The 24816-nt window shown below is 65.0% G+C and carries 20 protein-coding genes; 4 read left to right on the forward strand and 16 right to left on the reverse strand.

What is annotated here, in order from left to right; all coding sequences use genetic code 11:
• Positions 1–410: 410 nt before the first annotated feature.
• The 13 genes from IC232_RS13925 to aceA all read right to left on the reverse strand — a co-directional run bounded on the left by IC232_RS13925 (position 411) and on the right by aceA (position 14356).
• Positions 411–797: a YbaN family protein gene (locus tag IC232_RS13925; protein ID WP_190845575.1), complete on the reverse strand. Its 387-nt coding sequence runs from the start codon at positions 795–797 to the stop codon at positions 411–413.
• 178 nt (positions 798–975) lie between these two features.
• Positions 976–2268 carry an amidase gene (locus tag IC232_RS13930; protein ID WP_190845576.1) on the reverse strand — a complete coding sequence of 431 codons (1293 nt, stop codon included), beginning with the start codon at positions 2266–2268 and terminating at the stop codon, positions 976–978.
• A gap of 12 nt (positions 2269–2280) precedes the next feature.
• The gene (locus IC232_RS13935; protein WP_190845577.1) at positions 2281–4428 is read right to left on the reverse strand and encodes a sensor histidine kinase; all 2148 of its coding nucleotides are present in this window, start codon (positions 4426–4428) and stop codon (positions 2281–2283) included.
• Positions 4429–4432: 4 nt separating this feature from the next.
• A complete protein-coding gene (locus IC232_RS13940; protein WP_190845578.1) occupies positions 4433–5482 on the reverse strand; it encodes a sensor histidine kinase in 1050 nt (349 codons plus the stop codon).
• Between the two features lie 8 nt (positions 5483–5490).
• The gene (locus tag IC232_RS13945) at positions 5491–5940 is read right to left on the reverse strand and encodes a response regulator (RefSeq protein ID WP_190845579.1); all 450 of its coding nucleotides are present in this window, start codon (positions 5938–5940) and stop codon (positions 5491–5493) included.
• Entirely contained in the window at positions 5941–8187 is a 2247-nt protein-coding gene (locus IC232_RS13950) for an ATP-binding protein (protein ID WP_190845580.1), read from the reverse strand.
• Entirely contained in the window at positions 8184–8750 is a 567-nt protein-coding gene (locus IC232_RS13955) for a biliverdin-producing heme oxygenase (RefSeq protein ID WP_190845581.1), read from the reverse strand. Before IC232_RS13955 ends, IC232_RS13950 begins: the two co-directional genes overlap by 4 nt.
• Positions 8747–9502 (reverse strand): ABC transporter permease, encoded by a 756-nt coding sequence (locus IC232_RS13960; RefSeq protein ID WP_190845582.1) that lies wholly within the window; start codon positions 9500–9502, stop codon positions 8747–8749. Before IC232_RS13960 ends, IC232_RS13955 begins: the two co-directional genes overlap by 4 nt.
• Positions 9499–10440, reverse strand: coding sequence for an ABC transporter ATP-binding protein (locus tag IC232_RS13965; RefSeq protein ID WP_190845583.1), 942 nt, complete (start codon positions 10438–10440; stop codon positions 9499–9501). Before IC232_RS13965 ends, IC232_RS13960 begins: the two co-directional genes overlap by 4 nt.
• Positions 10427–11602, reverse strand: a complete 1176-nt coding sequence (locus tag IC232_RS13970; protein WP_190845641.1) for an ABC transporter permease — start codon at positions 11600–11602, stop codon at positions 10427–10429. The genes IC232_RS13965 and IC232_RS13970 overlap by 14 nt, the downstream gene beginning before the upstream one ends.
• Positions 11603–11689: 87 nt before the next feature.
• Positions 11690–12604, reverse strand: a complete 915-nt coding sequence (locus IC232_RS13975) for an ABC transporter substrate-binding protein (RefSeq protein ID WP_190845584.1) — start codon at positions 12602–12604, stop codon at positions 11690–11692.
• A 178-nt stretch (positions 12605–12782) separates the two neighbouring features.
• The gene (locus IC232_RS13980; RefSeq protein WP_190845585.1) at positions 12783–12992 is read right to left on the reverse strand and encodes a hypothetical protein; all 210 of its coding nucleotides are present in this window, start codon (positions 12990–12992) and stop codon (positions 12783–12785) included.
• A 44-nt stretch (positions 12993–13036) separates the two neighbouring features.
• Complete coding sequence (gene aceA / locus IC232_RS13985) at positions 13037–14356, reverse strand: isocitrate lyase (RefSeq protein WP_190845586.1); 1320 nt, start codon at positions 14354–14356, stop codon at positions 13037–13039.
• Between the two features lie 188 nt (positions 14357–14544).
• Between aceA and IC232_RS13990 the strand changes: the two genes are divergently transcribed.
• Positions 14545–15978 carry a short-chain fatty acyl-CoA regulator family protein gene (locus tag IC232_RS13990; RefSeq protein ID WP_190845587.1) on the forward strand — a complete coding sequence of 478 codons (1434 nt, stop codon included), beginning with the start codon at positions 14545–14547 and terminating at the stop codon, positions 15976–15978.
• A 12-nt stretch (positions 15979–15990) separates the two neighbouring features.
• On the opposite strand, the gene IC232_RS13995 is transcribed toward IC232_RS13990, so the two are convergent.
• From IC232_RS13995 to IC232_RS14005, 3 genes are all read right to left on the reverse strand, one after another.
• Positions 15991–16503, reverse strand: a complete 513-nt coding sequence (locus tag IC232_RS13995; protein WP_190845588.1) for a GNAT family N-acetyltransferase — start codon at positions 16501–16503, stop codon at positions 15991–15993.
• Positions 16504–16512: 9 nt separating this feature from the next.
• Entirely contained in the window at positions 16513–17235 is a 723-nt protein-coding gene (locus IC232_RS14000) for a glutamine amidotransferase (RefSeq protein WP_190845589.1), read from the reverse strand.
• A 104-nt stretch (positions 17236–17339) separates the two neighbouring features.
• The gene (locus IC232_RS14005) at positions 17340–18233 is read right to left on the reverse strand and encodes a glycine betaine ABC transporter substrate-binding protein (protein WP_190845642.1); all 894 of its coding nucleotides are present in this window, start codon (positions 18231–18233) and stop codon (positions 17340–17342) included.
• Positions 18234–18533: 300 nt separating this feature from the next.
• Here IC232_RS14005 and IC232_RS14010 point away from each other — a divergent pair, with 300 nt between their 5' ends.
• The 3 genes from IC232_RS14010 to IC232_RS14020 all read left to right on the forward strand — a co-directional run bounded on the left by IC232_RS14010 (position 18534) and on the right by IC232_RS14020 (position 24760).
• Positions 18534–18908, forward strand: a complete 375-nt coding sequence (locus IC232_RS14010; protein ID WP_190845643.1) for a response regulator — start codon at positions 18534–18536, stop codon at positions 18906–18908.
• A gap of 172 nt (positions 18909–19080) precedes the next feature.
• Positions 19081–22773: a TonB-dependent receptor domain-containing protein gene (locus IC232_RS14015; protein WP_190845590.1), complete on the forward strand. Its 3693-nt coding sequence runs from the start codon at positions 19081–19083 to the stop codon at positions 22771–22773.
• Between the two features lies 1 nt (position 22774).
• Positions 22775–24760 carry an adenylate/guanylate cyclase domain-containing protein gene (locus IC232_RS14020; RefSeq protein WP_312895165.1) on the forward strand — a complete coding sequence of 662 codons (1986 nt, stop codon included), beginning with the start codon at positions 22775–22777 and terminating at the stop codon, positions 24758–24760.
• The last annotated feature ends 56 nt before the right edge of the window (positions 24761–24816 follow it).

Consider the following 24816-nt stretch of genomic DNA (forward strand, 5'->3'; position numbering starts at 1 on the left):
ATGCTCCGCCGTGAGGAGCGGAGTTCCGCGCTGATCGCCTAGTGAGAGTTCAGGGGAACATCAGGGCAGAGGTCACGATGCTGGCCGTATAGGCCAAGGCAATCAGAAGCGGTGCGACCATCGCGGCCGAGGCAAGCAGGAAGACTGACAGACTGAGACTGCGCACGACATCCCTCCTCGTAAGAGCATCGGACCCAAAAGTGGATTTGCACTTTCGAAATCCATCCGGTGCTTAGCTTTTTAAGCTGCGCATCGTTGAGAGCGGACCCGGAAGGCCGCACGATGCGCTGGATGTCAGCAGCCTAACCGGAACCATGACCGCAACATGGCACAACCTTGGCTAAACCTGAGAAGCGCCGGGTTGTGAGCCTCTTCTTCACCGACTCAAAGATGAAATGCCTCCGATCGTCTCAGGCTTCCGGGATCTGGTTCTCCAGCCTGTCACGCGGTTGCGGGCGTGTGGCGATGTAGAGCGCAACGCTCCCCATGATGATCGCCAGGATGACGAGCAGGACATTGCTCTCAGCCAGCCACAGGATGATGCCGTAGGAGACGGCCAGCATGCTCAGGGCAGTGATCTTGGCGCGCCGCGGAATAGCCTTCTGATCGCGCCACGTGGTCAGCAGGTAGCCGAAGCGGGGATGGCTGTAGAGTCGTTCGGCCAGAGCCGGGTTCGAGCGGGCGAAAAACCAAACGGCGAGGAGAACGAAAGGCGTCGTCGGCAGAACCGGCAGGAAGATCCCGATCACGCCGAGGCCAAGGCTGAGATAGCCCAGACAGAGATAGAGTTGGCGCATCACCGGCTCGGGCCCTCAACGGCTTGCATGAAGGATCATAACGCGTGTTGGCGGAATCGGTGCCAGTGGCCCTCGCTGTACGCCATCTTTCTCATCTCGGACAGGCAGAACGTCTGCATGGGCGACCCGCCCTCTCCACCTGTCCGCAACGTCATTCATTGGAAGCGCGTCAGTTTTCTCAGCGCGCCAATTCACGCTCCACACCGGCTGCGATCTCCAGCAGCCGGCGGTCCTGACCGTGGCGTGCCACCAGCATGATGCCCACCGGGCGCTCGCAGTTAGGTATAGGCAGCGAGATGGCCGTGAGATCGAACTGGTTGCAGAACATCGGGTTGCGCAGGATGTGCCAGTCCGTTTTGTTGTAGAGCCTGTCATCGGTCTCCAGGGGCGCGATCAGGGGAGCCGAGACGGCTGTCGTCGGCAGCGCCAGCACGTCGACCGGGAGCAGCCGGTCATCCATGGAGGCTGTCAGTGCCCGGCGGTGGCGGATCATGCGGATATAGAGCGGCGCCGGAACGGTGCCGCTGCGCGCAATCGACCATCGCACGCGCGGGTCGATCTCCGCAGCCTTGGCCTCAAGCCAATCCGCATGAACCTCGGAGGCCTCGATGGAGGCGATCGAGGCCGCGGCGGTTGTGTCCGCCATGGCCGTGAGCAGATCGTCGATGCTGTGGTCGTGGACCATCGCGCCGGCCTGCGACAGGCGGCTCAAAGCCCCGTCAAAGGCCTGCTCCACGAGGGGTTCCGTCTCGGCGAACAGACGCCCCCGGGGAATGCCGACCCGCAAGCCCGCCAGGGGGCGTGGGGTCACCGTCCACGGCTCTTCGCCGGCCATGACGGCATCGGTGGAAGCGCAGTCCTGAACGGAACGCGCAAGCGGACCGACCGAGTCCAGCGACGGCGACAGGGGAAAGGCCCCATCCAGCGGGATCCGATGCGCGGTCGGCTTGAACCCGACCACGCCGTTGAGCGCCGCCGGAATGCGCACCGATCCGCCGGTGTCGCTGCCGATGGAAATCTCGCTCGTGCCCTCCGCCACCGTGACACCGGCCCCTGAGGACGAGCCACCCGGAATGCGTAAGGCATCGGCCGCATTGCCAGGGGTGCCGTAATGGGGGTTGAGGCCGAGTCCCGAATACGCGAACTCCACCATGTTGGTCTTGCCCAGGATGACCGCGCCTGCCTGACGCAGGCGGCGCACGATGGTGGCATCTCTGGTGGCCGGCGGCCTGTCGCGCAAGACGATGGAGCCTGCGAGCGTGGTCTCGCCCGCCACATCGAACAGATCCTTGATCGAGACGATCGCCCCGTCGAGCGGACTTAGAGAAACACCCGCGTGCCGGCGCGCATCGGCCGCATCGGCAGCGGCCAGGGCCGCATCGCGGTAGAGGCGGACGAACACCCGCTCGTCGGCGGCCCGCGCGTCGAGACGCTCCAGAATGGTTTCGAGCTTGCTGCGGATCGTCGTCATTGAGGCACCCTCTTAGGACGCATAGCGCTGCCGGGTCTCAGGGGCTTCGTCGGCGTCGGTCACCATCGTGGCGATCGGGAAGGTGATCACGCAGCGAACGCCTGCCGGTGCAAAATCGAGCTTGATCTCGCCCCCGAGCTGCTGCGCCAGGCCGCGCTGGATCAGCTTGGTTCCAAAACCCTGACGCTCCGGTTTCTTCACGGTCGGACCGCCGCTCTCCGCCCATTCGACGAGAAGCGAAGGCGGAGCGCTGCCAGAGGTGACGGCCCACATCACATAAACCCTTCCGTCCGGAACCGAGAGGCTGCCGTATTTGACGGCATTCGTCGCCATTTCGTGAATGGCCAACCCTAAGGCGAGCACCGCGCTCGGCTGGAGGTTGATCCTCGGCCCCTTCAGGCGGATGCGCTGACGCAGGGCGTCCTGGTAAGGATCGAGCTCGCTCTTGAGCACATCTTCGAGAAGCGCGCCCTGCCACTGGGTGGTCGTCAGAAGATCGTGGGTTTTGGCAAGCCCGTGCAGGCGATCCATGAAAGCGTTCCAGGCTGCAGGATCCGTGTTCTCGGCCGAACGGCGGGTCAGCGAGGCCACCGACTGCACGGTCGCCAACGTGTTCTTCACGCGGTGGTTCAGCTCGTGCAGCAGAAGCGCCTGCCGTTCGTCGGCAAGCTTGCGCTCGGTGATTTCCTGCGAGACGCCGACCATGGACAACTGGCCGTTTGCGCCAATCCGCATCCGCCCGCTGACACGGATCCAATGCTCGCTCTCGTCGGGCCAGATCGTGCGATACTCCACAATCAGATCCGTGTTGTCGGCGATCGCCTGCGCCACGGCCTCGGCCTGCATCGCGCGGTCATCGGGATGGATGGACGCGACGAGATCCGCGTAGGTGAACGGCTCGTCGCGGCCCCGGCCGAAATTGGCCCGGCAGGTTGCGGAGGTGATGAAGGTGCCCGTCTCCGGGGTGAATTCCCACGAGCCGAAATGCCCGGCATTGAGCGCCAGGCGCAGGCGCGCCTCGCTCTCGGCCATTTGCGCGAGAACATCCTCCCGGTCGCGCTCATGCTGGCGGATATCGGCCGACGCCTCTGCAAGCGCCGACTTGATCGTGTCGAATTCCAGAACCTGCGTGGTGTCCGGTCCGGAGACCTCCTCCCGACGGCCAAGGGCCTGGGCTGCCGCGACCAGCTGGTCGACGGGCCTTGCAATCGCGCGCGACAGAAGAGCCGCCAGGAGGAGTCCGATGAGGGCAACTCCGGCCAGGATCGTAAGCCAGAAAAGCGAACGCTCGATCGACTGGGCCAGCTCCGAGGTCGGGATGCTGATGATGAAGGACCAGCCATAGGTGGGTGACTGGCTGAAATAGGTGCGAACCGCAATGCCGTCGAGCGTGACGCTCTGGATAATGCCCTCGGAAGACGTAGCAAGGGCTTCCTGGACATTGGCACTGGCGGGCTGGCCGACGAACCGCTCCGGCGCGCGGGACCGGGCCACGATGCGCTTGCTGCGATCGAGCACCGCAGCATTCCAGCCATCGACGATCCTCTGATCCCGGATGATGTTTTGAAACGCCTCGGGCGTGATGGCAAGCGACAGGATGTAGGCCACGGTGTCGTCGATGATGACCGGGACGTCGATGGTGATCAGGCGTTGTCCCGTCAGCGAACCGGAATAGAGATTCGAGACATGGGGCTCGCGCGTGTCCCGCACCTGCCGAAGCACATCCGATCGGTTGCTGTCCGGCAAGCGAACGCCGTAGGGCACGCGGGTGTTGAAGATGACGCGCCCGCCCGGCTCGAAGAGCGCGATCCAGGAAGGGTCCGCGAGACCGACATCCTTCACCCGTTTGTAGAAGCCCTCGAAGTCGCCACCGGCCAGGGTTGGCGATTGCGAGAGGACCCGCATGGCCAGAACCGATTTGTCGATTTCACGATCCAGCAGCAGGCTCAAGGCCCGCGCGGTCTCCTGCATGCGCTGATCGACGGCCTGCTGCTCGGCCCTGTAGCCCGAGTAGAAGCCCCCGGCCGCCACCAGGATGATCGGCAGCGCGATGGCGAGCACCAGCCCCCACAGAATCTGCCGCAGCGAGATCCTGGCTCTTGCCTGAAGACCCATAGCCGCTTGTGCAGTGTTCGTTTCGGCCGTGGGTTCGCGCGCCATCGTGCTAACTCACGTCCTGCGCCGGCATGGTGACGCGCACGAGCGTCGCCGGTTCATCCGGCGGCCATTCCACATGGGCATCGAGCTGGCGCGACAGGGCCTTCAGGACCGTGCCGGACGCGCCGTTCTGCGCCGCCTGCTTCTCCTCGGCGCTGAAGGCATCGTCCGAGAGCTGGAACAGCAGAACACCCTGGCGGATGCGCAAGGTGAGCTTCAGCTTGCCGTGGCGTTCGATGTAGGCGTGGCTGAGCGCGTTGACGACGATCTCGTTGAACAGGAGCGCGATGGGCGCCGCCTTGGAGGCCTCCACCTCCACGTTTTCGACCTCGAACTCCGGCACGATCCTCACGCCGGGGATTGCAGCGGTCAGCTCCTGGCACAGCCCCTTTGCGAAGCTGGACGCATCGAAGCGCGCCGCACCCTTGCCGTCGTAGAGATCCCGATGCGCCGCGGCCAGCGCCTGCAGGCGCTCCCTCATGCGGCCGAGCACCTGCCGGCTCTGATCGTCCTCGGCCTGGCGGATCTCGATTCCGATCAGGGACAGCAGAAGCTGGAGGTTGTTCTTCACCCGGTGGTCGAGCTCGTGCAGAAGCGCTGTCTGCCGATCGAGAAGCGTGTGAAGGGCATCCTGCGCCAAGTGCTTGTCGGCCCGTTCGCGGGCTTCGGCGAGCGCCCGCAGAACGGTGCCCGGAAGCCGGTCGAGGCTGTGCTTGAGCACATAGTCGGTGGCGCCGCGCTTGAGCGCTTCGACCGCCACCTCCTCGCCGAGCGCCCCGGACACGAACACGAAAGGCGTGCCGGGAGCCCGTGCCTGCACGATCTCCAGCGCGCTCAGACCGTCGAAGGCCGGCAGCCTGTAATCGGCCAGGATGATATCCCAGCCCTCGTCCTGCACCGCTCTCGCGAAATCCGCCGCGGTGTCGACGCGCTCGATCGTGACGTCAAGACTGGCGGAGGCCAGCGCCTCCGTCACCAGCTCAGCATCGAGCACGCTATCCTCCAGCAGGAGGATGCGCAGCATCGGGCCGGACGGGGGACGGGCCTGCACGCTCATCGGTGCCGTTACTCTCCGTGGCGCCGCGGCGGCGGTTCGTTGAGGATGGCCCAGAACACGCCGAGGTCCTGGATCGCGTCGAAGAATTCGCGGAAGCCCACCGGCTTCACCACGAAGGCGTTCACCCCGAGCTCGTAGCTGCGCACGAGGTCGCTCTCCTCCCGCGAGGAGGTGAGCATCACCACCGGCGTCTGCCTGAGATGCGGATCGGTCTTCACCTTCTCCAGCACCTCGAGCCCGTCCACTTTCGGCAGCTTGAGGTCGAGCAGGACCACGGCGGGGTCGCTGGTGTTGCGGCTCTCATGCGGGCCGCGACGGTAGAGGAAATCGAGGGCTTCCGCGCCGTCGCGCACCACCACGACCTCGTTGGCGAGCTGGCTCTGCTCCAGGGCCGCCAGGGTCAGTTCAAGATCCTTCGGGTTGTCCTCAACCAGCAGGATCGGCTTCAAATCCGGCATTTACGCCGCTCCTTCAGTCTTTGTTTCATCCGGCAGGGCAACGAAGAAGGCCGCGCCCCGGTTGAGCGTGCCCTCGGCCCAGGCCCGGCCCCCATGTCTCTCGACGATGCGGCGCACATTGGCCAGCCCGATGCCGGTTCCCTCGAAATCCTCCATCCGGTGCAGCCGCTGGAAGACGCCGAAGAGCTTGTCGATGTACTTCATATCGAATCCGACGCCGTTGTCGCGCACGAAAAACACCTTCTCTCCATCGTTGCGGGTGGAGCCGATCTCGATGCGCGCCTTCTCCCGGGGGCGGGTGTATTTTAGGGCATTGTCGAGAAGATTTTCAAATACCAGGCGGATCAGCACCGGGTCGGCCGTCACCTCGGGCAGGTCGCCGATCACCCAGTCGACCCGGCGACCGGCCGCATGCGCCATGAGCTGCTGCCGCACCTCGTCGATCATGCGATGCACGTCGACCCGCCGGGGTTTCAGGGCCGTGCGGCCCATCTGCGAGAACCGCAGCAGGTTGTCCACGAGGGTTCCGGCCGTGTAGGCCGAGTCGATGATCGTGTCGACGTAGCGCCTGCCCTTCTCCGACAGGTCGCTCCCTTCCTGCTTCTTCAGGAGCTCGGAATAGCCGACGATATGCCGGAACGGCGCGCGAAGGTCGTGGGAGACCGAATAGGAGAAGGCCTCCAATTCCTTGTTGGAGCGGCGCAGCTCCTCGGAGATGGACGCCAGCTCCTCGGCCCGGCGCAGCACGATGCCCACGATGGCGTGGCGCAGTTCCCTGACCGCCTCGATCTCGCTCCGGTCCCAGGGCAGGGAGCGCTCCCGTACCGTTTCCTTCCAGATCTCGAAGGAGCGGCGGGGATGGAGCCGGGCCGTGCCCGCCTCTTCCTGCACCGGTTTCTGCGGATTGCCGCCCCATTTCACCGTCTGGACCGCCTCGGGGCGGAACCAGAGCACATAGCTCGACTGCGCCTTCGAGATCGAGATCGCCAGAAGGCCGCTGGCCTGGTCAGTATAGGCCTTTGCCGCCGGGAAGACCTGAGACAGGCTGTCCGTCGCGAAAACGTCCTCCTGGCTGTGCCGCGAAAGCCAGCCGAACAGAGCCCTAACCTTCTCCTCGCCGGGAGTCTGGCCGAGACACCAGCAATGGTCCTGCGTCAGCACCGCCGCTCCCTGCGCTCCCGCGAGCAGCATGAGGTCGTCCGGGTGGTTCACGAGGCCGGCGATGAAATGCTCTTCCGCCGCCATGTGGGCGAGGAGCCGCGTCTGCACGGTGCCGAGACGCACCCGGTTTTCGGCGAGCGACGTGTTCTCGCGCGCCTCGAGCTGCAAGGAAAAGATCTGAGTGAGAAAATCGCAGGCGTTGCGCACCTGGAGCGAGACCCGCTTCGGCTCCTTGCTGTGGCACGAGATCAGGCCCCACAGCCTGCCGTCGCGCAGGATCGAGATCGACATGGAGGCGAGCGTGCCCATGTTGCGCATGTATTCGAGATGCACCGGCGAGACGCTGCGCAGCACCGAGTCGCTCAGGTCCAGCGGTGCGGGATCCCGCGACTGGATCGGCACGGGTGTGTAGTTGGCATCGGAAATGATGCGCAGGCGGTTGCGCCGGTAGAGTTCCCGCGCCTGGGCCGGAATGTCGGAGGCCGGAAAGCGCAGGTCCAGGTAGGACGGCAGCGCCTCGTTGCGGTCCTCAGCAACGACGGTGCCGTTCCAGTGCTCGTCGAAGCGGTAGATCAGCACCCGGTCGAACCCGGTCATGCGGCGGACGTCCTGCGCCGCAAGATGGTACAGGCTGTCGATGCTGGAGGCACCCTGCAGCTGCTCCACGAAGCGGCGGAGGGTGGGATAGAGCGAGTCGAGGCTTGAGACGGAATCGGGTGGCGTCTCCTCAAGCTCCAGGACGGCATAGTCGCCCGAGCGGGAGACCGCAGCCTCGTAGGCCCGCTGGCCCGTTGCGGTGGCAAGCCCGATTGTGCGCAGATAGCGTGTGGTCCCGGCCAGTGGCGGATCGGCGAGCGGTGCCTCGAATTCCCGGGTCAGGACCGGCAGGACTTCGGCAAAGGGCCGGCCCAGGATGGCTGCGGGATCGAGCCCGAAAATGTCCGCAACATTGGCGCTGGCATAGGCGAGCGTCCGGTCGGAGAGCCGAAGCGCCAGAAGGATTCCGTGCGGCTGGATGCTGCCCGGAATATGGATCGGCTCCCGGTCGCAGGCGGTCAGATCGATGTCTTGCGTTTGCAGGGTCATGGGGTCTCGCACAGCCAATCATGCATCACGGTGAAGGTCTTCTGTGCGGACTCGACGATCAGATCGTCGACCTCCGGCGAGGACGCTTCCAGAAGCACCGCGCCGAACGACCTCCACATGGCCGCAATATCACGTCCGTAGCTGCGGAAATAGGCGCAGCCCGTCTCCGCGTCGAGCCCAAGTCGGTTCTCCACGTCGCGTGCGATGATGGCGCCGCCCAGCGTGGAACCCTCGACCACATACATGCTCCCGAGCACCGCTTCCGCGCGTGAGAGCGGCATCAGAGGCCGGCATTGTGGCAATCGGATGATGTCTCCCGATTTTAGTCCTAAGGCTTCAAGATCCTGGACCAGGAGCTGCGTCTTGCGACGGCGCTCGAAGAAGCTGCGATCCGGTGCCTTGCCGGCCGCGTTCTCCTCCCAGGCCTTGTGGAACCCGTAGAAGCGGATCAGCAGGTCCCGGTAGGCGTCCCGCGAGGCGATGCGGCGGTCGAGGTCCATGGCCGCCTCGATGCGGTCGTGAGCCGCGCGGGTCTCCGTTTTCAGTCGTGCCAGGATCGTCATGCAATCTCGTCCAAGGGACGGCCCAGCCGCCTGGCAGCCGCCCGCTCGGCCAGACCCAGCCCGTCGTGAATCAAAACCGCCAGCAAGGCAACCACCAGTCCGCCTTGCAGGATGAACGCGACATTGTTGGATTGAAGCCCGGCGATGATCACTTCGCCCAACCCCTTGGCCGCCACGGTCGAACCGATGGTGGCCGTGCCCAGGCTGATGATCACCGAGAGGCGGATGCCGGCGAGGATGACCGGCAGGGCGAGCGGCAGCTCCACCTGCCACAGGCGCTGCCATGCATTCATGCCCATGCCCCTGGCGGCCTCCAACGTACGGGGCGACACCTCCGTCAGGCCGGCCAGCGTGTTCTCGAAGATGGGCAGGAGACCGTAAAGGAACAGCGCGATGAAGGTCGGCTTCTCCCCGAACCCCACAAGCGGCACGGCGATCGCCAGCACCGCGATGGGCGGGAAGGTCTGTCCGATATTCACGAGGCTGCGCGAGAGCGGCAGGAACTCACGCCCCGCAGGCCGGGTGACGAAGATGGCGAGCGCCACCGCCAGGATGGTGCTGGCAAGGGTTGCGAGAAACACGATCCGCACATGCGACAGCGTGAGGGCGAGCAGGCTGCCCTGGTTGTAGATGGCCGGTGCGTTGTTCGCGGTCAGCGGCACGAACGCGAAGGCGAAGAGCTGCGGCCTCGTCACGAAGACGACGAGCAGGAGCAGCGCCGCAGCGCGAAAGGTGACGGCACGCGTGCTCATGACAGGGACGCCCGCCCGTGTTTGAGGATGCCGTCGACGCTGATGCGCCCGACAGGCGCGCCCGATGCGTCGGTTACGGGAAGAGCGGGCCGGCCGCGCCAGATCAGCTGCGCCAGCGCATCGCGCAAGGTCGCCGAGACGGTGATCGGCTCACCCTCGGCGGATCCGGGCTCCATGGCGTCCTTCACCGTCACGAGGGACAGCAGGCGGAAGGGCCGCTCCGCCGTGCCGACGAGCTGCTCCACGAAGGCTTCCGCCGGATGGGTCAGCAGATCGGCGGGCTTTGCATATTGCAGGAGCCGTGCCTGGTCCATGACGGCGATCCGGTCGCCCAGGTGGAAGGCCTCGTTCATGTCGTGGGTGACCAGCACGATGGTGGTGCCGAGCCGGCGCTGGATTGCCAGGAGATCGTCCTGCGCCTTGCCGCGGATCACGGGATCGAGCGAGCCGAACGGCTCATCCATCAGCAGAAGCGCAGGCTTTGCGGCGAGCGCCCGGGCGACACCGACGCGCTGCTGCTGGCCGCCGGACAACTGATGCGGAAATTTTTGGGCGAACTCGCCCGGATCGAGCTGAAACAGGTCGAGCAGTTCCTCGACGCGGGCCGCAATGCGCCGCCTGTCCCAGCCGAGAAGGCGCGGCACCGTACTGATGTTCTCGGCGACCGTGCGGTGCGGGAACAAGCCGTAGCCCTGGATGACATAGCCGATGCGATGCCGAAGCTCGTCCTCGGGCAATGTTGCGGTGTCCTGCCCGTCGATGAGAACGCGACCTGTGTTGGGAACGACGAGCCGGTTGATCATGCGCAGCAGGGTCGACTTGCCGGCCCCCGAGGTGCCGACGACGACCGCGATCTCGCCGTCTCCGACCGCGAAGGACACGTCGTCGACGACGATATTATCGCCATAGTGTTTGCTGAGATGCTCAATCTCGATCATGCCCGCCCCGCCGTGTCAGGTCGATGATCGCATCGAGGATGATGGCCGCGGCAAAGGACAGGGCCACCGTCGGAAGGGCCCCGAGCAGCACGAGATCGATGGCCGTCTGGCCGATGCCCTGGAACACGAAGGTGCCGAACCCCCCTCCCCCGATCAGCGCGGCGATTGTCGCAAGCCCCAGGTTCTGGACCAGCACGATGCGGATGCCCGCGAGAATCACGGGAAATGCGAGCGGCAACTCGATCTGCACCAGGCGCTGGCGCCGCGACAGGCCCATGCCGCGCGCGGCCTCGGTCACGTCGGCCGGCACCTGGCTCAACCCGGCCATCGTGTTGGCCACCACCGGCAGCAGGGAATAGAGAAACAGCGCAATGAAGGCCGGCGCCGCGCCGATGCCGCGGATGCCGAGCGCTGCGGCAAGCGGCACGTTTGCCGCCAGGTACCCGAGCGGCGCGATCAGGATGCCGAAGAGGGCAATGCTCGGGATCGTCTGCACGATGCTGAGCCCCTGCAGGAGGGCCGCCCGCAAAGCGGGAACCCGATGGCTTGCGAGGCCCAGAGGCAATCCCACGAGACAGGCGGCCCCCATGGACCCGAAGGCGAGCCACAGATGCTGGCGCCCCTCGCGCCAGAAGCTCTCCGCCCGGTTCGCGTATTCCTTCATCAGGGAGAGATCGCTCCAAGCCCCCGACAGGAGCAGAAGCGCCAGCATGCCCGCCGCGATGCTCAAGGCCGCGAGCCTCCCCCAAGGCCCCAAACGCAGGCGCGTCAGCGCGTCGGCGGCCAGGAGCGCAAAGGCGAGAGCGAGAAGCCAGAAGCCGATGGCAGGCGACACGCGGGCGAATGTGTTGCCCACCGGTGTGACGAAACCCGCCGAGACGCCAACGGCGGGAAAGATCACGCACAATCCGAGGGAGGCTGCCGCCAGCCGGACGAGAGGCCTGTGCGCCAGTGCGGCGCAGAGCGCGACCCCAATCACGACGAGGATGGTGCCGACAGCGCCTGCCGGCGGCAAGGCGTCGAAAAGCAGGCGCCCTTCGCCCGAGACAATGCGGTTGGCCCGATACGTGACGAAGGGGCTTGCGACCAGCGCAAGGCCGATGAGCCCGGCGATGACGCTCCCGAGCCGGTCCAAGTGCAAGGTGGGGCGCAGGGTTGGCATGCCGGGCGCAGTGGTTCGGGAGGAGATCGTATTCACAAAGCGTCCGGCTTTCGTCGCGCAACTCGTTCTTCAAATCGAGCCGTCAGATCACTTCAAGAAACCCTTGGACTTCAGGTAATCCGTCGCCACCGCCTTGGCCGGCTCGCCGCCGACCTGCACCCGGGCGTTCAGCCCCTGGAGGGTGGCCAAATCCAGGGAAGCGAAGACGGGTTTCAGGATCTCGGCGATCTTCGGGTTCTCCTTCAGGGCCGCTTCGCGCACGACGGGAGCCGGAGCATAGACGGGCTGGACGCCCTTGTCGTCCGTCAGCACCACGAGACCCGAGGGGGCGATGCCGCCGTCGGTGCCGTAGACCATGGCGGCATTGGCCCCGTTGGTCTGCTCGGCCGCCGCCTTGATGGTGGCCGCCGTGTCGCCGCCGGACAGCACGATGAGCTGCTCGGGCTTCATGCGGAAATCGTAGGTTTTCTGGAAGGCCGGCAGGGCGGCTTCCGAGTTCACGAACTCGGCCGAGGCTGCGAGCACCACCTTGCCGCCCTTCGCGACCCACTGGCCGAAATCGGACATGGTCTTGAGCTTGTTGGCGTCGGCGACTTCCTTGCGTAGCGCAATGGCCCAGGTGTTGTTGGCCGGCGACGGATCGAGCCAGACGATCTTGTTGGCGTCATAATCGAGCTTCTTGGCGGTCTCGAAGCCCTTGGCGGCATCCTTCCAGACCGGATCGTCCGCCTTGTTGAAGAAGAAGCCCGCATTGCCGGTATATTCGGGGTAGATGTCGATCTCGCCTGCGGTGAGGGCCTTGCGCACCACCGGGGTTGCCCCGAGCTGGATCCGGTCCTGGGTCTTGATGCCGTTGGCGTCGAGGGCGAGCAGGATGATGTTGCCGAGAACGGAGCCTTCCGTGTCGATCTTGGACGAGACGACCACATCGGCCCTGGCAGCACCCATCGCCGCCAGCCCGAGGGCAACAGCAAACACCGCCGGCTTGAGGATGGACTTCATGGGAACCCCCTTAATCTGACCTTGCCCTGCTGTTTTTAGGACAGTCCGGCGATTTAGGCAGAGGGGGCGCCAAGAAGACTTGGGCCGGAGGTTAAAAACTTCGTGTTGCCACAAAAGATCCCGCCGAAGGAACTTTCATCCTCCGGCGGGGCGACCTTCAGTGTCTCAAGGGCCTCTTTTAGGCACTGAGGGTCGACGGAGGCTCCTGGGCGATGGTGAACCGGACCTGGGCCTGCGGCCGGTGATCCTCGGAGAGCGTGCGCCAGGTACGCTCGGCCTCCGTGCGGCTCTCGAAGGGCCCGACGACCCGTTCGGTGCCCTGAACAATTCTCTCGCAATCGCAGGAGGTATACTCGCCGCCGACGACCCAGAAACGTGAATTGCTCATTGTCTATCTCCATTGCTGAAAGGGGTTTGAGTTTTTATCGAGAATCACTCGGCCGCCTGGAGCTTGGTCGAGGATTGGAACTGGGCGGTCTCGGTCGACTCGGCCATGGCGGTCGTGGAGGACTTGCCGCCGGTGATCACCACCGAGACCTTGTCGAAGTAACCGGTGCCGACCTCGCGCTGGTGACGGGTGGCGGTGTAGCCGCTCGTCTCGGCGGCAAACTCGGCCGCCTGCAGCTCGGAATAGGCCCCCATGCCGCGGTCGCGGTAGCCGCTCGCCAGGTCGAACATGCCGTAGTTGAGCTGGTGGAAGCCGGCGAGCGTCACGAACTGGAACTTGTACCCCATGGCGCCGAGCTCGCGCTGGAACTTGGCGATGGTGGCGTCATCCAGCTTCTTCTTCCAGTTGAAGGACGGCGAGCAGTTGTAAGCCAGGAGCTTGCCCGGATAGCGCTTGTGGATCGCCTCCGCGAACTTGCGGGCATCGTCGAGATCCGGGTGCGAGGTTTCCCACCACAGGAGATCGGCAAGCTCCGCATAGGCGAGGCCGCGGGCGATGCAGTGGTCGAGGCCGGTGCCGTCCTTCAGGCGGTAGAAGCCTTCCGGCGTGCGGCTGTCGGGCTCGATGAAGGGCCTGTCGCGCTCGTCCACGTCCGAGGTGATGAGCTTGGCGGATTCCGCGTCCGTGCGGGCCATGATCAGGGTCGAGGTGCCCATCACGTCGGCGGCGAGCCGTGCGGCGATCAGGTTGCGCTCATGGGCGGAGGTCGGGATCAGCACCTTGCCGCCGAGATGGCCGCATTTCTTTTCCGAGGCGAGCTGGTCCTCGAAATGCACGCCCGCAGCACCGGCCTCGATATAGGCCTTCATGATCTCGAAGGTATTGAGCGGGCCGCCGAAGCCGGCCTCGGCATCGGCCACGATCGGCAGGAACCAGTCGCGCTGGGCGCCGCCTTCCGCGTGCTCGATCTGGTCGGCGCGCTGGAACGTGCGGTTGATGCGGCGGCACAGCTCGGGGCCGGAATTGGCCGGGTAGAGCGACTGGTCGGGATACATGGCGCCGGCGACATTCGAGTCGGCGGCCACCTGCCAGCCGGAGAGATAGATCGCCTCAAGCCCGGCCCGGGCCATCTGCATGGCCTGGTTGCCGGTCATGGCGCCGAGCGAATGAACGTAGGGACGCTCGTGCAGCAGCTGCCACAGCTTCTGCGCGCCGCGCTCGGCAAGGGTGTGGGCGATGGGGAAGGAGCCACGCAGGCGGAGCACGTCCTCGGCCGTGTAGGGCCGGCTCACACCGTCGAAGCGGCCCTCGGGAGCGGAGGGGGTCAGATCGTGCAGCGAACCCGGGGGCGTTTGGGCGGTCATGCCTTATCCTTCTGTTTACATTCCTTGACAAAACCCGCCTGCAGGCCAGTATTGATGCAATGCAGCAGGGCTCGTTCCTCTAATAATCCTTGAAGAAGCTTTTGTTTCAACGATGGAATTCCGAAGAAAAGTCGCCCTGTAAAGCTATGACAAACCACCTCGTGTAAAGTTGTAAAAAGATTTACAATATGGATGAGAGCAGAAAGCTTTTCGTCGGCCCCCGCCTGAAGCGTCTGCGGCGGGACCTCAACCTGAGCCAGTCCCGGATGGCCGAGGAGCTCGGGCTTTCGCCGAGCTACCTAAACCTGATGGAGCGCAACCAGCGCCCGATCACCGCACAGGTGCTCATCCGCCTCGCCCATGCCTATCAGCTCGACCCGCGCGAGTTCGCCAGCGACGATCACGGACGCACGGTCACGGAGCTGGAGGAGGTTTTTGCCGATCCGCTGTTTCGCTCAACCCCGGTAGCCCGGCTCGAGCTGCGCGAGACCGTGGAGAGCGCCCCGTCCCTGGTGGACGCCATCAACCGACTCTATCGGGCTTATCAGGCCATGCGCGGGGCCAGGGAGGCGGTGATGCCCAACCTCAGCGACCGCGACCGCGCCGAGGATGCGGCCCAGGTCGATCCGGTCGACCGGGTGCGGGAGCTGATCCACGAGGCCAAGAACCATTTTCCGGAGCTGGATGAGGCCGCCGAAGCCCTCGCGTCGGAACTCGCATCGAGCTGCCACGATCTCTTCTTCGCCATCGGGGAGCGCCTGCACGCCAGGCACGGCATTCGGGTGCGCGTGATGCCCGTCGACGTGATGCCGGACAGCCTTCGCCGCTACGACCATCACCGCCGCCAGCTTCTGATTTCGGAACTGGTGGACCCCTCCGGCAGAACCTTCCAGGCCGCCTACCAACTGGCCTTCACCGAGATGCGCGAGACCATCGACGCACTGGCCGCCCGCCTGGAGCCGGTGGACGGTCCGGCGCAGCGCCTGCTCCGGGTGTCGTTCGGCAACTACTTCGCCGGCGCGCTGATGATGCCCTATGGCCGGTTCCATGCGGCAGCGGAAGCTTTGGGCTACGACGTGGAGGTGCTGGGCGCCCGCTTCGGCGCCAGCTTCGAGCAGGTGGCGCACCGCCTCACGACCCTGGCCCGCCCCGGCGCGCGGGGCATCCCGTTCTTCCTGGTGCGGGTGGACTCGGCCGGCAACGTATCGAAGCGCTTCTCGTCCGGCCGCTTCCCGTTCTCGCAGTTCGGCGGCACCTGCCCGCTCTGGAACCTGCACTCCACCTTCCGCACGCCCGGCCAAGTGGCGACGCAAATCGTCGAGCTGCCGGATTCATCCCGCTGGTTCTCTGTCGCCTGCGCGGTGAAGCGCGCTTTCAAGCCGTGGGGAACGCCTGATCCGCAATTCGTGGTCGGCCTCGGTTGCGAGCTGAAATACGCCCATCGCCTCGTCTATGCCCGCGGCCTCGATCCGGCCTCCACCGAGGCCACGCCCATCGGCATCAACTGCCGCCTGTGCGAGCGGGTCGCCTGCCCGCAGCGCGCCGCGCCTCCGCTGATGCATGCGCTCATCGTCGACGAAATGCGGCGCGGCGTCTCGCCGTTCGAGTTCGACGCGACGTAAAACCGGAGCGCCTCAGGCCGGGCGGTTATGACGGTAAAAGGCGTTGGAAATGCCGTCGACATCCCTGATGCCGGTGAACGACATGCCGACCTTTTCGAGCACGCGGCGGGAGGCTGTATGCTCGGCCACGGCAAACCCGATAACGTGGTCGATGGGCTTGGCGTTGTAGATCCAATCCAGCAGCGCACAGGCCGCCTCGGTCGCATAACCCTGACCCCAGAGGGCGCGTTTGAAGCTGTAGCCGAGTTCGAGTTCACCGGTTTCCGGAAACCATCCGAAGCCGGCGCGGCCGAGGAACGTTCCCTGCTGGTCGGTGACCTTGAACTTGGTCCAACCGTGGGCGGCATAATCGGCCCGGAAGCCTTCGAACTTGGCCCGGAGATACGCTTCGTCCCAAGGCGGATCGCCCATCTCAAGAAAGTGCTGCACGTCAGGATCGCCGTGAAGCGATGCGAACAGCGGAAAGTCCTCGGCTTCCCAAGGCTGAAAACACAAACGTTCGCTGACCAGGAGGGGAGGCTTCATCGGCGGCTCTTACTGCGTCTCATCGAGCCAGTGGTCCAGGAACCGTTCGAGCCAGCGGGACACATGCGGATCATGCTGGAAGCGCCCTTCGAGCTGGCGCACCCGATCCTGGGCGCCGGGCATCTTGAGGCGCTCCTCGGCAACGACCGTCCAGCGGCAGAGCATGGCATGCGTCACCTCTGGGTGGAACTGGAGGCCGAACGCCCGCTCGCCCACCCGGATCGCCTGGGTGGGGAAGTCGTCGCCGGTGGCAAGCGTCTCGGCGCCCGAGGGGCAATCGAAACCCTCCCGGTGCCAGTGATAGACATGGCTCGGCCACGGCACGCCCCAAGCGGTGCTCAGGGCCTCGCCGGCCTTTGTGGGCAGGAGCGGGTAATAGCCGATCTCGGCCCGGCCTTCCGGATGTGCCCAGACGCCGGCGCCCAGGTGCTTGGCCATCATCTGCGCGCCGAGGCAGAGGCCGAGATAGGGCTTGTTCTCCTTGAGCGGCACCGCGATCCAGTCGATCTCCTGCTTGATGAAATCATCCGGATCGTTGGCGCTCATCGGGCCACCGAAGATGACGGCGCCGGCATGCGCGGCGAGGGTCTCCGGCAGCGGATCGCCGAACCGGGGACGGCGGATGTCGAGAGGATAACCGCGCTCCAGGAGCAGGCGTCCGACCCGGCCGGGGGTCGAATGCTCCTGATGCAGGACGATGAGGATCGGTGCCCTGGATCGCCGCCTAGGCATGATTGCGGCTCCAGGCAGACGTGGGAGAATGGACGGGGAGACGCGAAAACATCGTCAGATTATTCAGGACAAGCCTTGCCCTCCGCAAGAGGGCACACGAGCACCTACCCTCCTGGACGATGGTGAAGCTGGTTCAGGTAGCGCTCGGCCACATCCCGCGCCGGCCGTTCGTCCACCACGATCTCCGCATTAAGAGCCTGTAGCTTGGCCGTGCTGAGTGAGGCGAAGACTCCCGACAGGGCCTTCGAGATTCTGGGAAAGCGCTCCAGCGCCTCGGTTCGCACGGCCGGGGCAGGCTCGTAGACGATCTGCGCCCCCTTCGTGTCCTTCATGACCACGAGGTCGAGGGTCGCGATGGCGCCGTCGGTGCCATAGACCATGGCGGCGTTCACGCCGCCGATGCTCTGCGCCGCCGCGCGCATGGTGGTCATGGTGTTGCCGGTAGGCTGAACGGCGATCCTGTCCCGCGGAAAGCGGAAGCCGTAGGTTGTCTCGAAGGAGGCGAGCGCCGCCGGGCTCTCGACGAATTCGGTGGAGGCCGCCAGCCGCAGGTTCATGGATGTCCTGACGGCTTGGGCGAAATCGTCCATGGTCGTGAGATTGGAGCGGCGGGCGAGATCGCCCCTCACGGCAATCAGCCAGGTGTTGTTGGCGGGAGCCCGCTCGAGCCAGGCGAGCCGGTGCCGCTCTGCATCCAGGCGCTTCACCAGCTCATAGGCCGAGGCCGGCGCCCTCCAGGCCGGTTCGCTTTCGAGGCCATGGAAGAATGCCCCGTTGCCCGTGTATTCGGGATAGATGTCGATGTCCCCCTGAAGGATCGCCTTGCGGACCTGCTGGGTCGGTCCGAGCTGAAGGCGGGTCTCCACGGGGATCCCCTCCCGTTCCAGCACAAGGGCGATCATGCTGCCCAGCAGGGCTCCTTCGGTATCGGCCTTGGAGGCGACCACGATGGGATGCCCGTGAGCAAGGCCTGGGGTGCTCGACAGCGCCACAAGAATGCCGAGCGGGGCAAGAAGCCGAAAAACCCTGGAAACTCTGATTTTTCCTATCACGTCAGCCGATCACGTTAAAAGGTCTAGGATCTGGAAATGGCGCTGTCTGGCCCTAGGATCCTGTTCTATAATGATATCATGGATCAGGGCAGTTCTAGGCCCTTTTGCATGGAGACGCAAAAGTGATAGAAGCGTCTGAGTCCTAAGGCTTGAAGTCCGAAAAATCCAGGGCATGTGTCCCGTGGTCTGGAGAACAATCTACCAGCGCCTTGCCTGAAAGAAAGCAAAACCGTGACCGATAGCGTAATGAGCGACGGCGATCTCAATGGCCTGCGAATCCTTGTTGTCGAGGATGAGGCTGCGATTTCCCTGCTGCTGGAAGACATGCTTCTCGATTTCGGCTGCGAGGTGATCGGTCCGGCGGCACGGCTGTCCGCAGCCCTCGAGGTCGTCTCCCGCGAGCAGGTCGACCTGGCCATTCTCGATGTGAATGTGGCGGGCGAACCGATCTATCCGGTAGCCGAAGCCCTGGCGCAGCGCTCGATTCCGTTCGTGTTCTCCACCGGCTACGGCAGCGCCGGCATCCGCGACACCTTCCGCGACCGCCCGGTTCTGCAAAAGCCTTTTGCCCAGCACGACCTGAAGCAGAAGCTTCTCATGGCCCGGACCAAGATCGCCTGATTGTTGCGGTTTCCTGTAAGGTCATGGGTGTATCTGTGGCCTATATGCCGCAATGATTTACCCTGTGTCCTAAAACACACCGGATGAGGTGTGAATCGGCTTTGATCCAAATTTCTTGCTGCTAAGCTCAGGTAACGTTAGAGCAGGTAGCCTCTGATCAAGCTGGTTCGTCATGTCTGTCCAATCTTTCCGCCTTCTGACCGCAACGAGCGCTCTTGTGCTGAGCCTCGCCCATGCGCAGGCGCAGTCTCCCGTGCCGCGCCCGGTGCCGGCGGCGGGCGCCATCGTGGCCGTCAAGGGCGGCGAGGAAATGCGCTTCGTGCGCGAGGACCTCTGGCGCTCGGCCGCCATCCAGCAGAACGTGGTCGGCGGCGATACCCTGCGGACCAACGAGATCGGCAATCTCGCGATCCTGTTTGCCGACCAGACCCAGATCCGGGTCGGGCGCAATTCCACCCTGACCGTCAATGACATTGCCAACGGTCAAGCCGGAAACACACAGCTCAGCCTGCAGGGCGGCACCATCTGGGCCCGTGCGGCCCGCGGCGGCTCGGGCGTGGACGTCAAGACGCCTGCTGCCGTGGCGGCCATCCGCGGCACCGACTGGTCGCTCTCGGTGGATGGATCGGGCAAGACCTCGCTCATCGTGCTCGAGGGGGTGGTCGAACTCACCAATCCGCAGGGTTCGGTGACTGTGCGCCAGGGCGAAGGAGCCGTGGCAGCCATTGGCCAAGCTCCCACCAAGTTCGTGCTCGTGCGCCCCAACGACCGCGAGCAGATGCTGTTCTATCTAACCCTGCGCGATGGCCTGTCCTGGCTGCCGGCCACCTCCTTGCGGGGATCGGCGCGGCAGGCCGAGCGCGCCCGGCTTGAAGCGATCCCGCCGGAGGCTCGCACTGCGGAAGACTGGCTGACCCGCGCCGAGGTGGCTTTGGCACTCGATGGGTATCAAGCCGCCGCCGTGCCCCTGGCCGAGGCTCGCCGAAGGCCTCTCAGCGCCTCGCAGCGTGCTCGCGCGGATCTCGTCGAGGGCCTGATTGCGGGGGCGGAGCGCCGCTGGAGCGAATCCGCTGCCCTTCTGGCGCGCGCCGAGCGCGGCATCGATGCCAGGCGGCGTGTCACGGCCGTTTACGGCCATTACATCGCGGCGTCGCTTGCCCAGCCGACCCGCGTCCTGCCCCAACCCAAGCTCGCTCCCAACAGCCCTGAAGCCGCCCTTGCCCAGGCGTTCATCGCCGGCTTCCGGCAGGATCTGAACGCGGCGGCCGATCTCGCGAACGCCGCCGAGAAGCGCTTTCCAGCCGACACGCGGCTGGGTGTGTTCTCGTCGCAGCTGTCGCTCGCCCTCAACCGCCGGGACCAGATGCGCGCATCCCTGGAGCGCGTGCGGGCGGCGGATCCGAACGACCATCTCGTCCTGGCCATGAGCGGCCGGATCAGGGCCGATGTGGACAGCGACCGCAAGGCTGCATTGGCCGACCTGAGGCGAGCCTTGGAAGCCGCGCCGGGCAATGTGGAGATCTGGAACGAGCTCGGCATGCTGTATGCCGAACTCGACGCTCCCCTTGAAGCGGAAGCAGCTTTCCGGCGCGCGATCGCACTCGATCCGCAGGACCCCATCCCCCTTGCCAATCTGTCCTTCATCCTGCTCGACCAGAGCCGCGTGGAGGAAGCCGGTGCGCTGATCGACAAGGCGCTCGATCTCGACCCCGATTTCCACGTCGCCTACATCGCGCGCGGCCGCTATCTGCTGCAGAAGGGCGACATGCCCGGCGCCATCGAGTCCATTCTGGCGGGTTCGGCGGCCAATCCTGCTTATGCCAACGGCCTGGTGGCCGCGGCAGTCGCCTATTATCAGAACGGCGACATCGAGCTTGCCGAACAGACCTTCGACAATGCGGACCGGCTCGACCCGAACGATCCTGTCACGGCGATCATGAGAACAGCCGTGGCCCTGGATCAATACCGGGCCGACGATGCCGTGCGGTTTGCCCGGGAAGCCGTGAAGCGCGCCCGCAGCCGGGGCGGCGATTATGCCGGCATCTCGGCCAACCGGCAGAGCGGCAGCTATCCGGCGGAGGCCTACCGCTTCATCGGCCTTCATGAATGGGGCCGCTTCTACGGCGACCGCACCTTCGATCCTTTCCAGGCCTCCAGCTATTTCGATCAGGCGGCGAATGTCAGCCCGAACGTGTTCAGGGGAAGCCCGACTCTGACTAGCGTCGAAACAGGTAGCGATGACGGGGTCGCAGCCGCCAACCTCGTCGTTCAGGGCCTTCTTTTCGATCCGCTGGCTCTCGGCGGACGCCTCGGCCGCATCGACATCCTGCGCCGCCCCTTCGTCGATGCCGAGGTCGGCGGACGCTGGATCTCCCAGGACGGAAAAACCGGCTGGAAAGCGGACGCGACGGTCACCGGCTTCTCGAACGAGCCGATCCCGACCGCCTTCAATTTCTCGGCAAGCCGTCTGCGTGACAACGGGCTCAACAGCTATGATCAGGAGAGTCTCGACAACGCCGCCTTCTTCATCGGCTCGGCCCCAACGGCCGCGGACCGCCTTCTCGTCTTCGGCACGGTCTCGAAGAATGAACCGGGCACGTTCAGCTCCCTGACGGAAACCACATTCAACGTCGGAGACATCGCAGTCCCCGGTGTTTTCTATAATCAAGATACAAGGGAAGCGGTCGACTTCCAGCTGGGAGGAGGTTGGAGCCACACCTTCGGCCATCGCAATGTGCTGACCGCCGCGGTCTTCCACGGGCAGGCCCGTAGTACGACGGATACGCAACAAGGCGGCATTACTAACCCCGATCTGGTGCTGTTCGAGCTGCTCAGGCGGGAACGGACGCGCACGACCGCCACGGTCGTGGCGCTGAATCATATGATCGGCTTCGGCGATGTCACGCTTCGCTATGGTGCCGAGGCCCTGAGGGGCAAATCGCGGGTCGAATACGAACAGGAGTACCGGGACTATGTGGGCGTCCCGATCCCGCCCTACTCGGATGCGCCCGTCGATGGCGCTGTCTCCTTCAGCGGGACCCGTCTCTACGCCGATGCCTTCTGGCGTCCCACCGACTGGTTCGAGGCCCAGGCCGGGCTGGAGAGAGTTGATATCGATGTGAAGGGCGCATCGATGGACGAGAGCGTTCTGCCTCGGGCAGGCATCGGCATCTCGCCTTTTGAGGGACAATGGCTGCGGGCCGCCTATCGCAGCGACGTCCTGTTCCCGTCGACCTACACGCTGTCGTCCCTGACCACCGTCGGCCTCCTGCCGAACGTCATTCCTCTGGAGCTCGGCGGCAAGGTCGACACCCTCGCCCTGCGCTGGGATGCGGAATGGTCTCCGCGCCTCTTCACCTCGGTCGAGTACCAGCGGCAGGACATCAATTCCTTAAGCCTTCCCATTCCTGAGACGTATTCGACGGTCAATGCCGAGGAAGCCCGGATCGAGCGGGTGGCGGCAACGGCCAATGTCTGGCTGGGGTACGGCATCGGGGTGTTCGGCACCGTCGGTACAGCCTCGTCGGAGATCCAGGCGGGGCCTGCTGCGGGATCGCCTGTGCCCTTCGTTGCGGAGCGCTTCGCCCGCGCGGGCCTCACCTTCGTGCATCCGAGCCGCCTCAGGCTCACGGTGGCCCAGACGTTCCTCGGCGGCCTGACGAGCTCGACCCCGCTGGGCAATTTCGTCGGGCTGAAGCTGGATGATTACTGGACCACCGATGCGTCGGTGACCTGGGAAACGCCGGATCGGCGGCTGGTTCTTGGACTGACGGCGCTCAACATCTTCGACAATGAGTACGAGATCCTCACCAATCTTCCTGGCCAGGGGCGTACCATCTCGGCGAGTGTGAAGGCGCGGTTCTAGGGTGAACGACAACAGGTCAGGGTCGCACAATCATGGCGGCGGAGAACCTCTCTGGCGCCATTTCACCATGGCCGGGATCATTGCAGCGCTGCTGATCCCGTTTGTGTTCTTCTTCTCTCCCATCCGCCTCATCGAAGCCCGGCTTTACGATCTGCTCTCGGTGATCGCGCCGCCGCTGCCGGCTGAGCCCGGTTCCATTATCGTCGCCATTGACGAGCCCTCCATTGGCGAGATTGGCCAGCGCTGGCCCTGGTCCCGTGACATCCACGCAAAACTGATCGAGAGCTTGCGCGCGGCCGGCGCGAAGGTGATCGCCATCGACATCATCTTCGCCGATCCCACCACGGAGGAAGCCGATACGACCCTAGCCAGGGCGCTCGGCCCGGACGTGGTACTCGCAGCGGACGATGTCACGACGCCCTTGGAACAGGGCACGCAGGTTACGCGAGTCAATCCGCTCGATTCGTTCTTGGATGCCGGCGCCGTGGCTGGCATTGCCTCGATGCATCTCGACGGTGACGCCTACCTGCGCCGCATGCCGCCAATTCAGGACAGTTTCGCTGCGCAGGCGCTGCGGCTGAAGGGGGAACCGCAGGCTGCCGCTCCTGAGGGCGCGTTGATCCAGTACTTCGGACCGCGCCGCTCCTATCCGACCGTGTCCTATTATCAGGCCCTCGATCCGAAGACCTTCCTTCCCCCGAACTATTTCAAGGACAAGGTAGTTCTGGTGGGCTTGAGCCTCCAGGCAGCCACGACCGCCGATGCGGGAGCCCCCGATACCTTCCCCACACCCTATACGCTGACCGAAGGCACGCTCACGGCCGGTGTGGAGGTCCAGGCGACGGTCCTCGACAACCTCCGCCATAACCTCTACGCGCTCCCGCTCCCCAGCCCGGTCATGGCGCTCCTCGTGATCGCCGGAGCGTTCCTCGCGGCTGCCTTCTCCACCCACGGGGTCACATGGAAGACGGGGCTTGCGGCCACCTGCCTCCTCGCCTTCTTCATCGTCGGAGCCTGGGCTCTCCTGCGCTTCGGACGGCTCTGGGCACCGCCTGCCCTGCCCGCGGCCGCTGCGCTGGCAGTGTTCGGCGCGCGGTTCGGCCTCGACTATGCCCGCGAGCGGCATCTGCGCCGCACCGTGTCGGAGGCGTTCTCGCGCTACCTGTCGCCGGATCTCGTGGCGCAGCTCGCCCGCGATCCCAGCGCCCTGAAGCTCGGCGGGGAGCGCCGCAACCTGTCCATCCTGTTCTGCGACGTGCGCGGCTTCACCACCCTGTCGGAGAAGCTGAAGGACGAGCCGGAGCGGCTGACCACGCTCATCAACCGCCTGCTCGATCCGCTCTCGGAGGCGGTGCTCGCGGAAGGCGGCACCATCGACAAGTATATCGGCGACTGCGTGATGGCGTTCTGGAACGCGCCTCTGCCGAGCCCAGACCATCCGTTGAAGGCCGCGCGCGCCGCCATGCGCATGCTGGAGGCGGTGAAGGTCCTGAATGCGGAACTGCAGCAGGAGATGGGCGAGGATGCCCCTCGCTTCGCCATCGGCGTCGGCATCAACACCGGCGATTGCGTGGTCGGCAATGTGGGCTCACGCTGGCGCTACGATTATTCCGTGCTCGGCGACACGGTGAACCTCGCATCGCGTCTGGAAAGCCTATCGAAGGAATACGGCGTCTCGATCGTGCTGGGCCCTGCCACGGCGAAGGCCCTGCAGGACCACTTCGTGCTCATCGAACTCGACCGCATCGCCGTCAAAGGCCGCAGCGAGACATCGGCGATCTTCACCATCGTGGCGCCAGGTGAGCAGCGCCAGCAGGACCCGGCGCTTGCACAACTGACGGAGCTGCATCCTACGCTCCTCGACACCATCAGCGCGGGAAAACGCGTGGAGGCGCTGGCATTGGTCCAGCAATGCCAGGTGCTGTATCCGTCGCTGTCAGCCTACTACAAGAAGCTGATGGGGAAAGCGGCGGCGATCCCGGAGTGATGCCTCCCCGAAAGCCTCACCAGAGGACCATGTGGTTCTGGGAGTTTTTAAGACGG

The organism is Microvirga sp. (assembly GCF_014699075.1).
Lineage (GTDB): Bacteria > Pseudomonadota > Alphaproteobacteria > Rhizobiales > Beijerinckiaceae > Microvirga.

Excerpts from the sequence above, each read along its gene's own strand:
- IC232_RS13925 (WP_190845575.1), bottom strand. The coding sequence starts at position 797 with ATGCGCCAACTCTATCTCTGTCTGGGCTATCTCAGCCTTGGCCTCGGC.
- IC232_RS13930 (WP_190845576.1), bottom strand. The coding sequence starts at position 2,268 with ATGACGACGATCCGCAGCAAGCTCGAAACCATTCTGGAGCGTCTCGAC.
- IC232_RS13935 (WP_190845577.1), bottom strand. The coding sequence starts at position 4,428 with ATGGCGCGCGAACCCACGGCCGAAACGAACACTGCACAAGCGGCTATG.
- IC232_RS13940 (WP_190845578.1), bottom strand. The coding sequence starts at position 5,482 with ATGAGCGTGCAGGCCCGTCCCCCGTCCGGCCCGATGCTGCGCATCCTC.
- IC232_RS13945 (WP_190845579.1), bottom strand. The coding sequence starts at position 5,940 with ATGCCGGATTTGAAGCCGATCCTGCTGGTTGAGGACAACCCGAAGGAT.
- IC232_RS13950 (WP_190845580.1), bottom strand. The coding sequence starts at position 8,187 with ATGACCCTGCAAACGCAAGACATCGATCTGACCGCCTGCGACCGGGAG.
- IC232_RS13955 (WP_190845581.1), bottom strand. The coding sequence starts at position 8,750 with ATGACGATCCTGGCACGACTGAAAACGGAGACCCGCGCGGCTCACGAC.
- IC232_RS13960 (WP_190845582.1), bottom strand. The coding sequence starts at position 9,502 with ATGAGCACGCGTGCCGTCACCTTTCGCGCTGCGGCGCTGCTCCTGCTC.
- IC232_RS13965 (WP_190845583.1), bottom strand. The coding sequence starts at position 10,440 with ATGATCGAGATTGAGCATCTCAGCAAACACTATGGCGATAATATCGTC.
- IC232_RS13970 (WP_190845641.1), bottom strand. The coding sequence starts at position 11,602 with ATGCCAACCCTGCGCCCCACCTTGCACTTGGACCGGCTCGGGAGCGTC.
- IC232_RS13975 (WP_190845584.1), bottom strand. The coding sequence starts at position 12,604 with ATGAAGTCCATCCTCAAGCCGGCGGTGTTTGCTGTTGCCCTCGGGCTG.
- IC232_RS13980 (WP_190845585.1), bottom strand. The coding sequence starts at position 12,992 with ATGAGCAATTCACGTTTCTGGGTCGTCGGCGGCGAGTATACCTCCTGC.
- aceA (WP_190845586.1), bottom strand. The coding sequence starts at position 14,356 with ATGACCGCCCAAACGCCCCCGGGTTCGCTGCACGATCTGACCCCCTCC.
- IC232_RS13990 (WP_190845587.1), top strand. The coding sequence starts at position 14,545 with ATGGATGAGAGCAGAAAGCTTTTCGTCGGCCCCCGCCTGAAGCGTCTG.
- IC232_RS13995 (WP_190845588.1), bottom strand. The coding sequence starts at position 16,503 with ATGAAGCCTCCCCTCCTGGTCAGCGAACGTTTGTGTTTTCAGCCTTGG.
- IC232_RS14000 (WP_190845589.1), bottom strand. The coding sequence starts at position 17,235 with ATGCCTAGGCGGCGATCCAGGGCACCGATCCTCATCGTCCTGCATCAG.
- IC232_RS14010 (WP_190845643.1), top strand. The coding sequence starts at position 18,534 with ATGAGCGACGGCGATCTCAATGGCCTGCGAATCCTTGTTGTCGAGGAT.
- IC232_RS14015 (WP_190845590.1), top strand. The coding sequence starts at position 19,081 with ATGTCTGTCCAATCTTTCCGCCTTCTGACCGCAACGAGCGCTCTTGTG.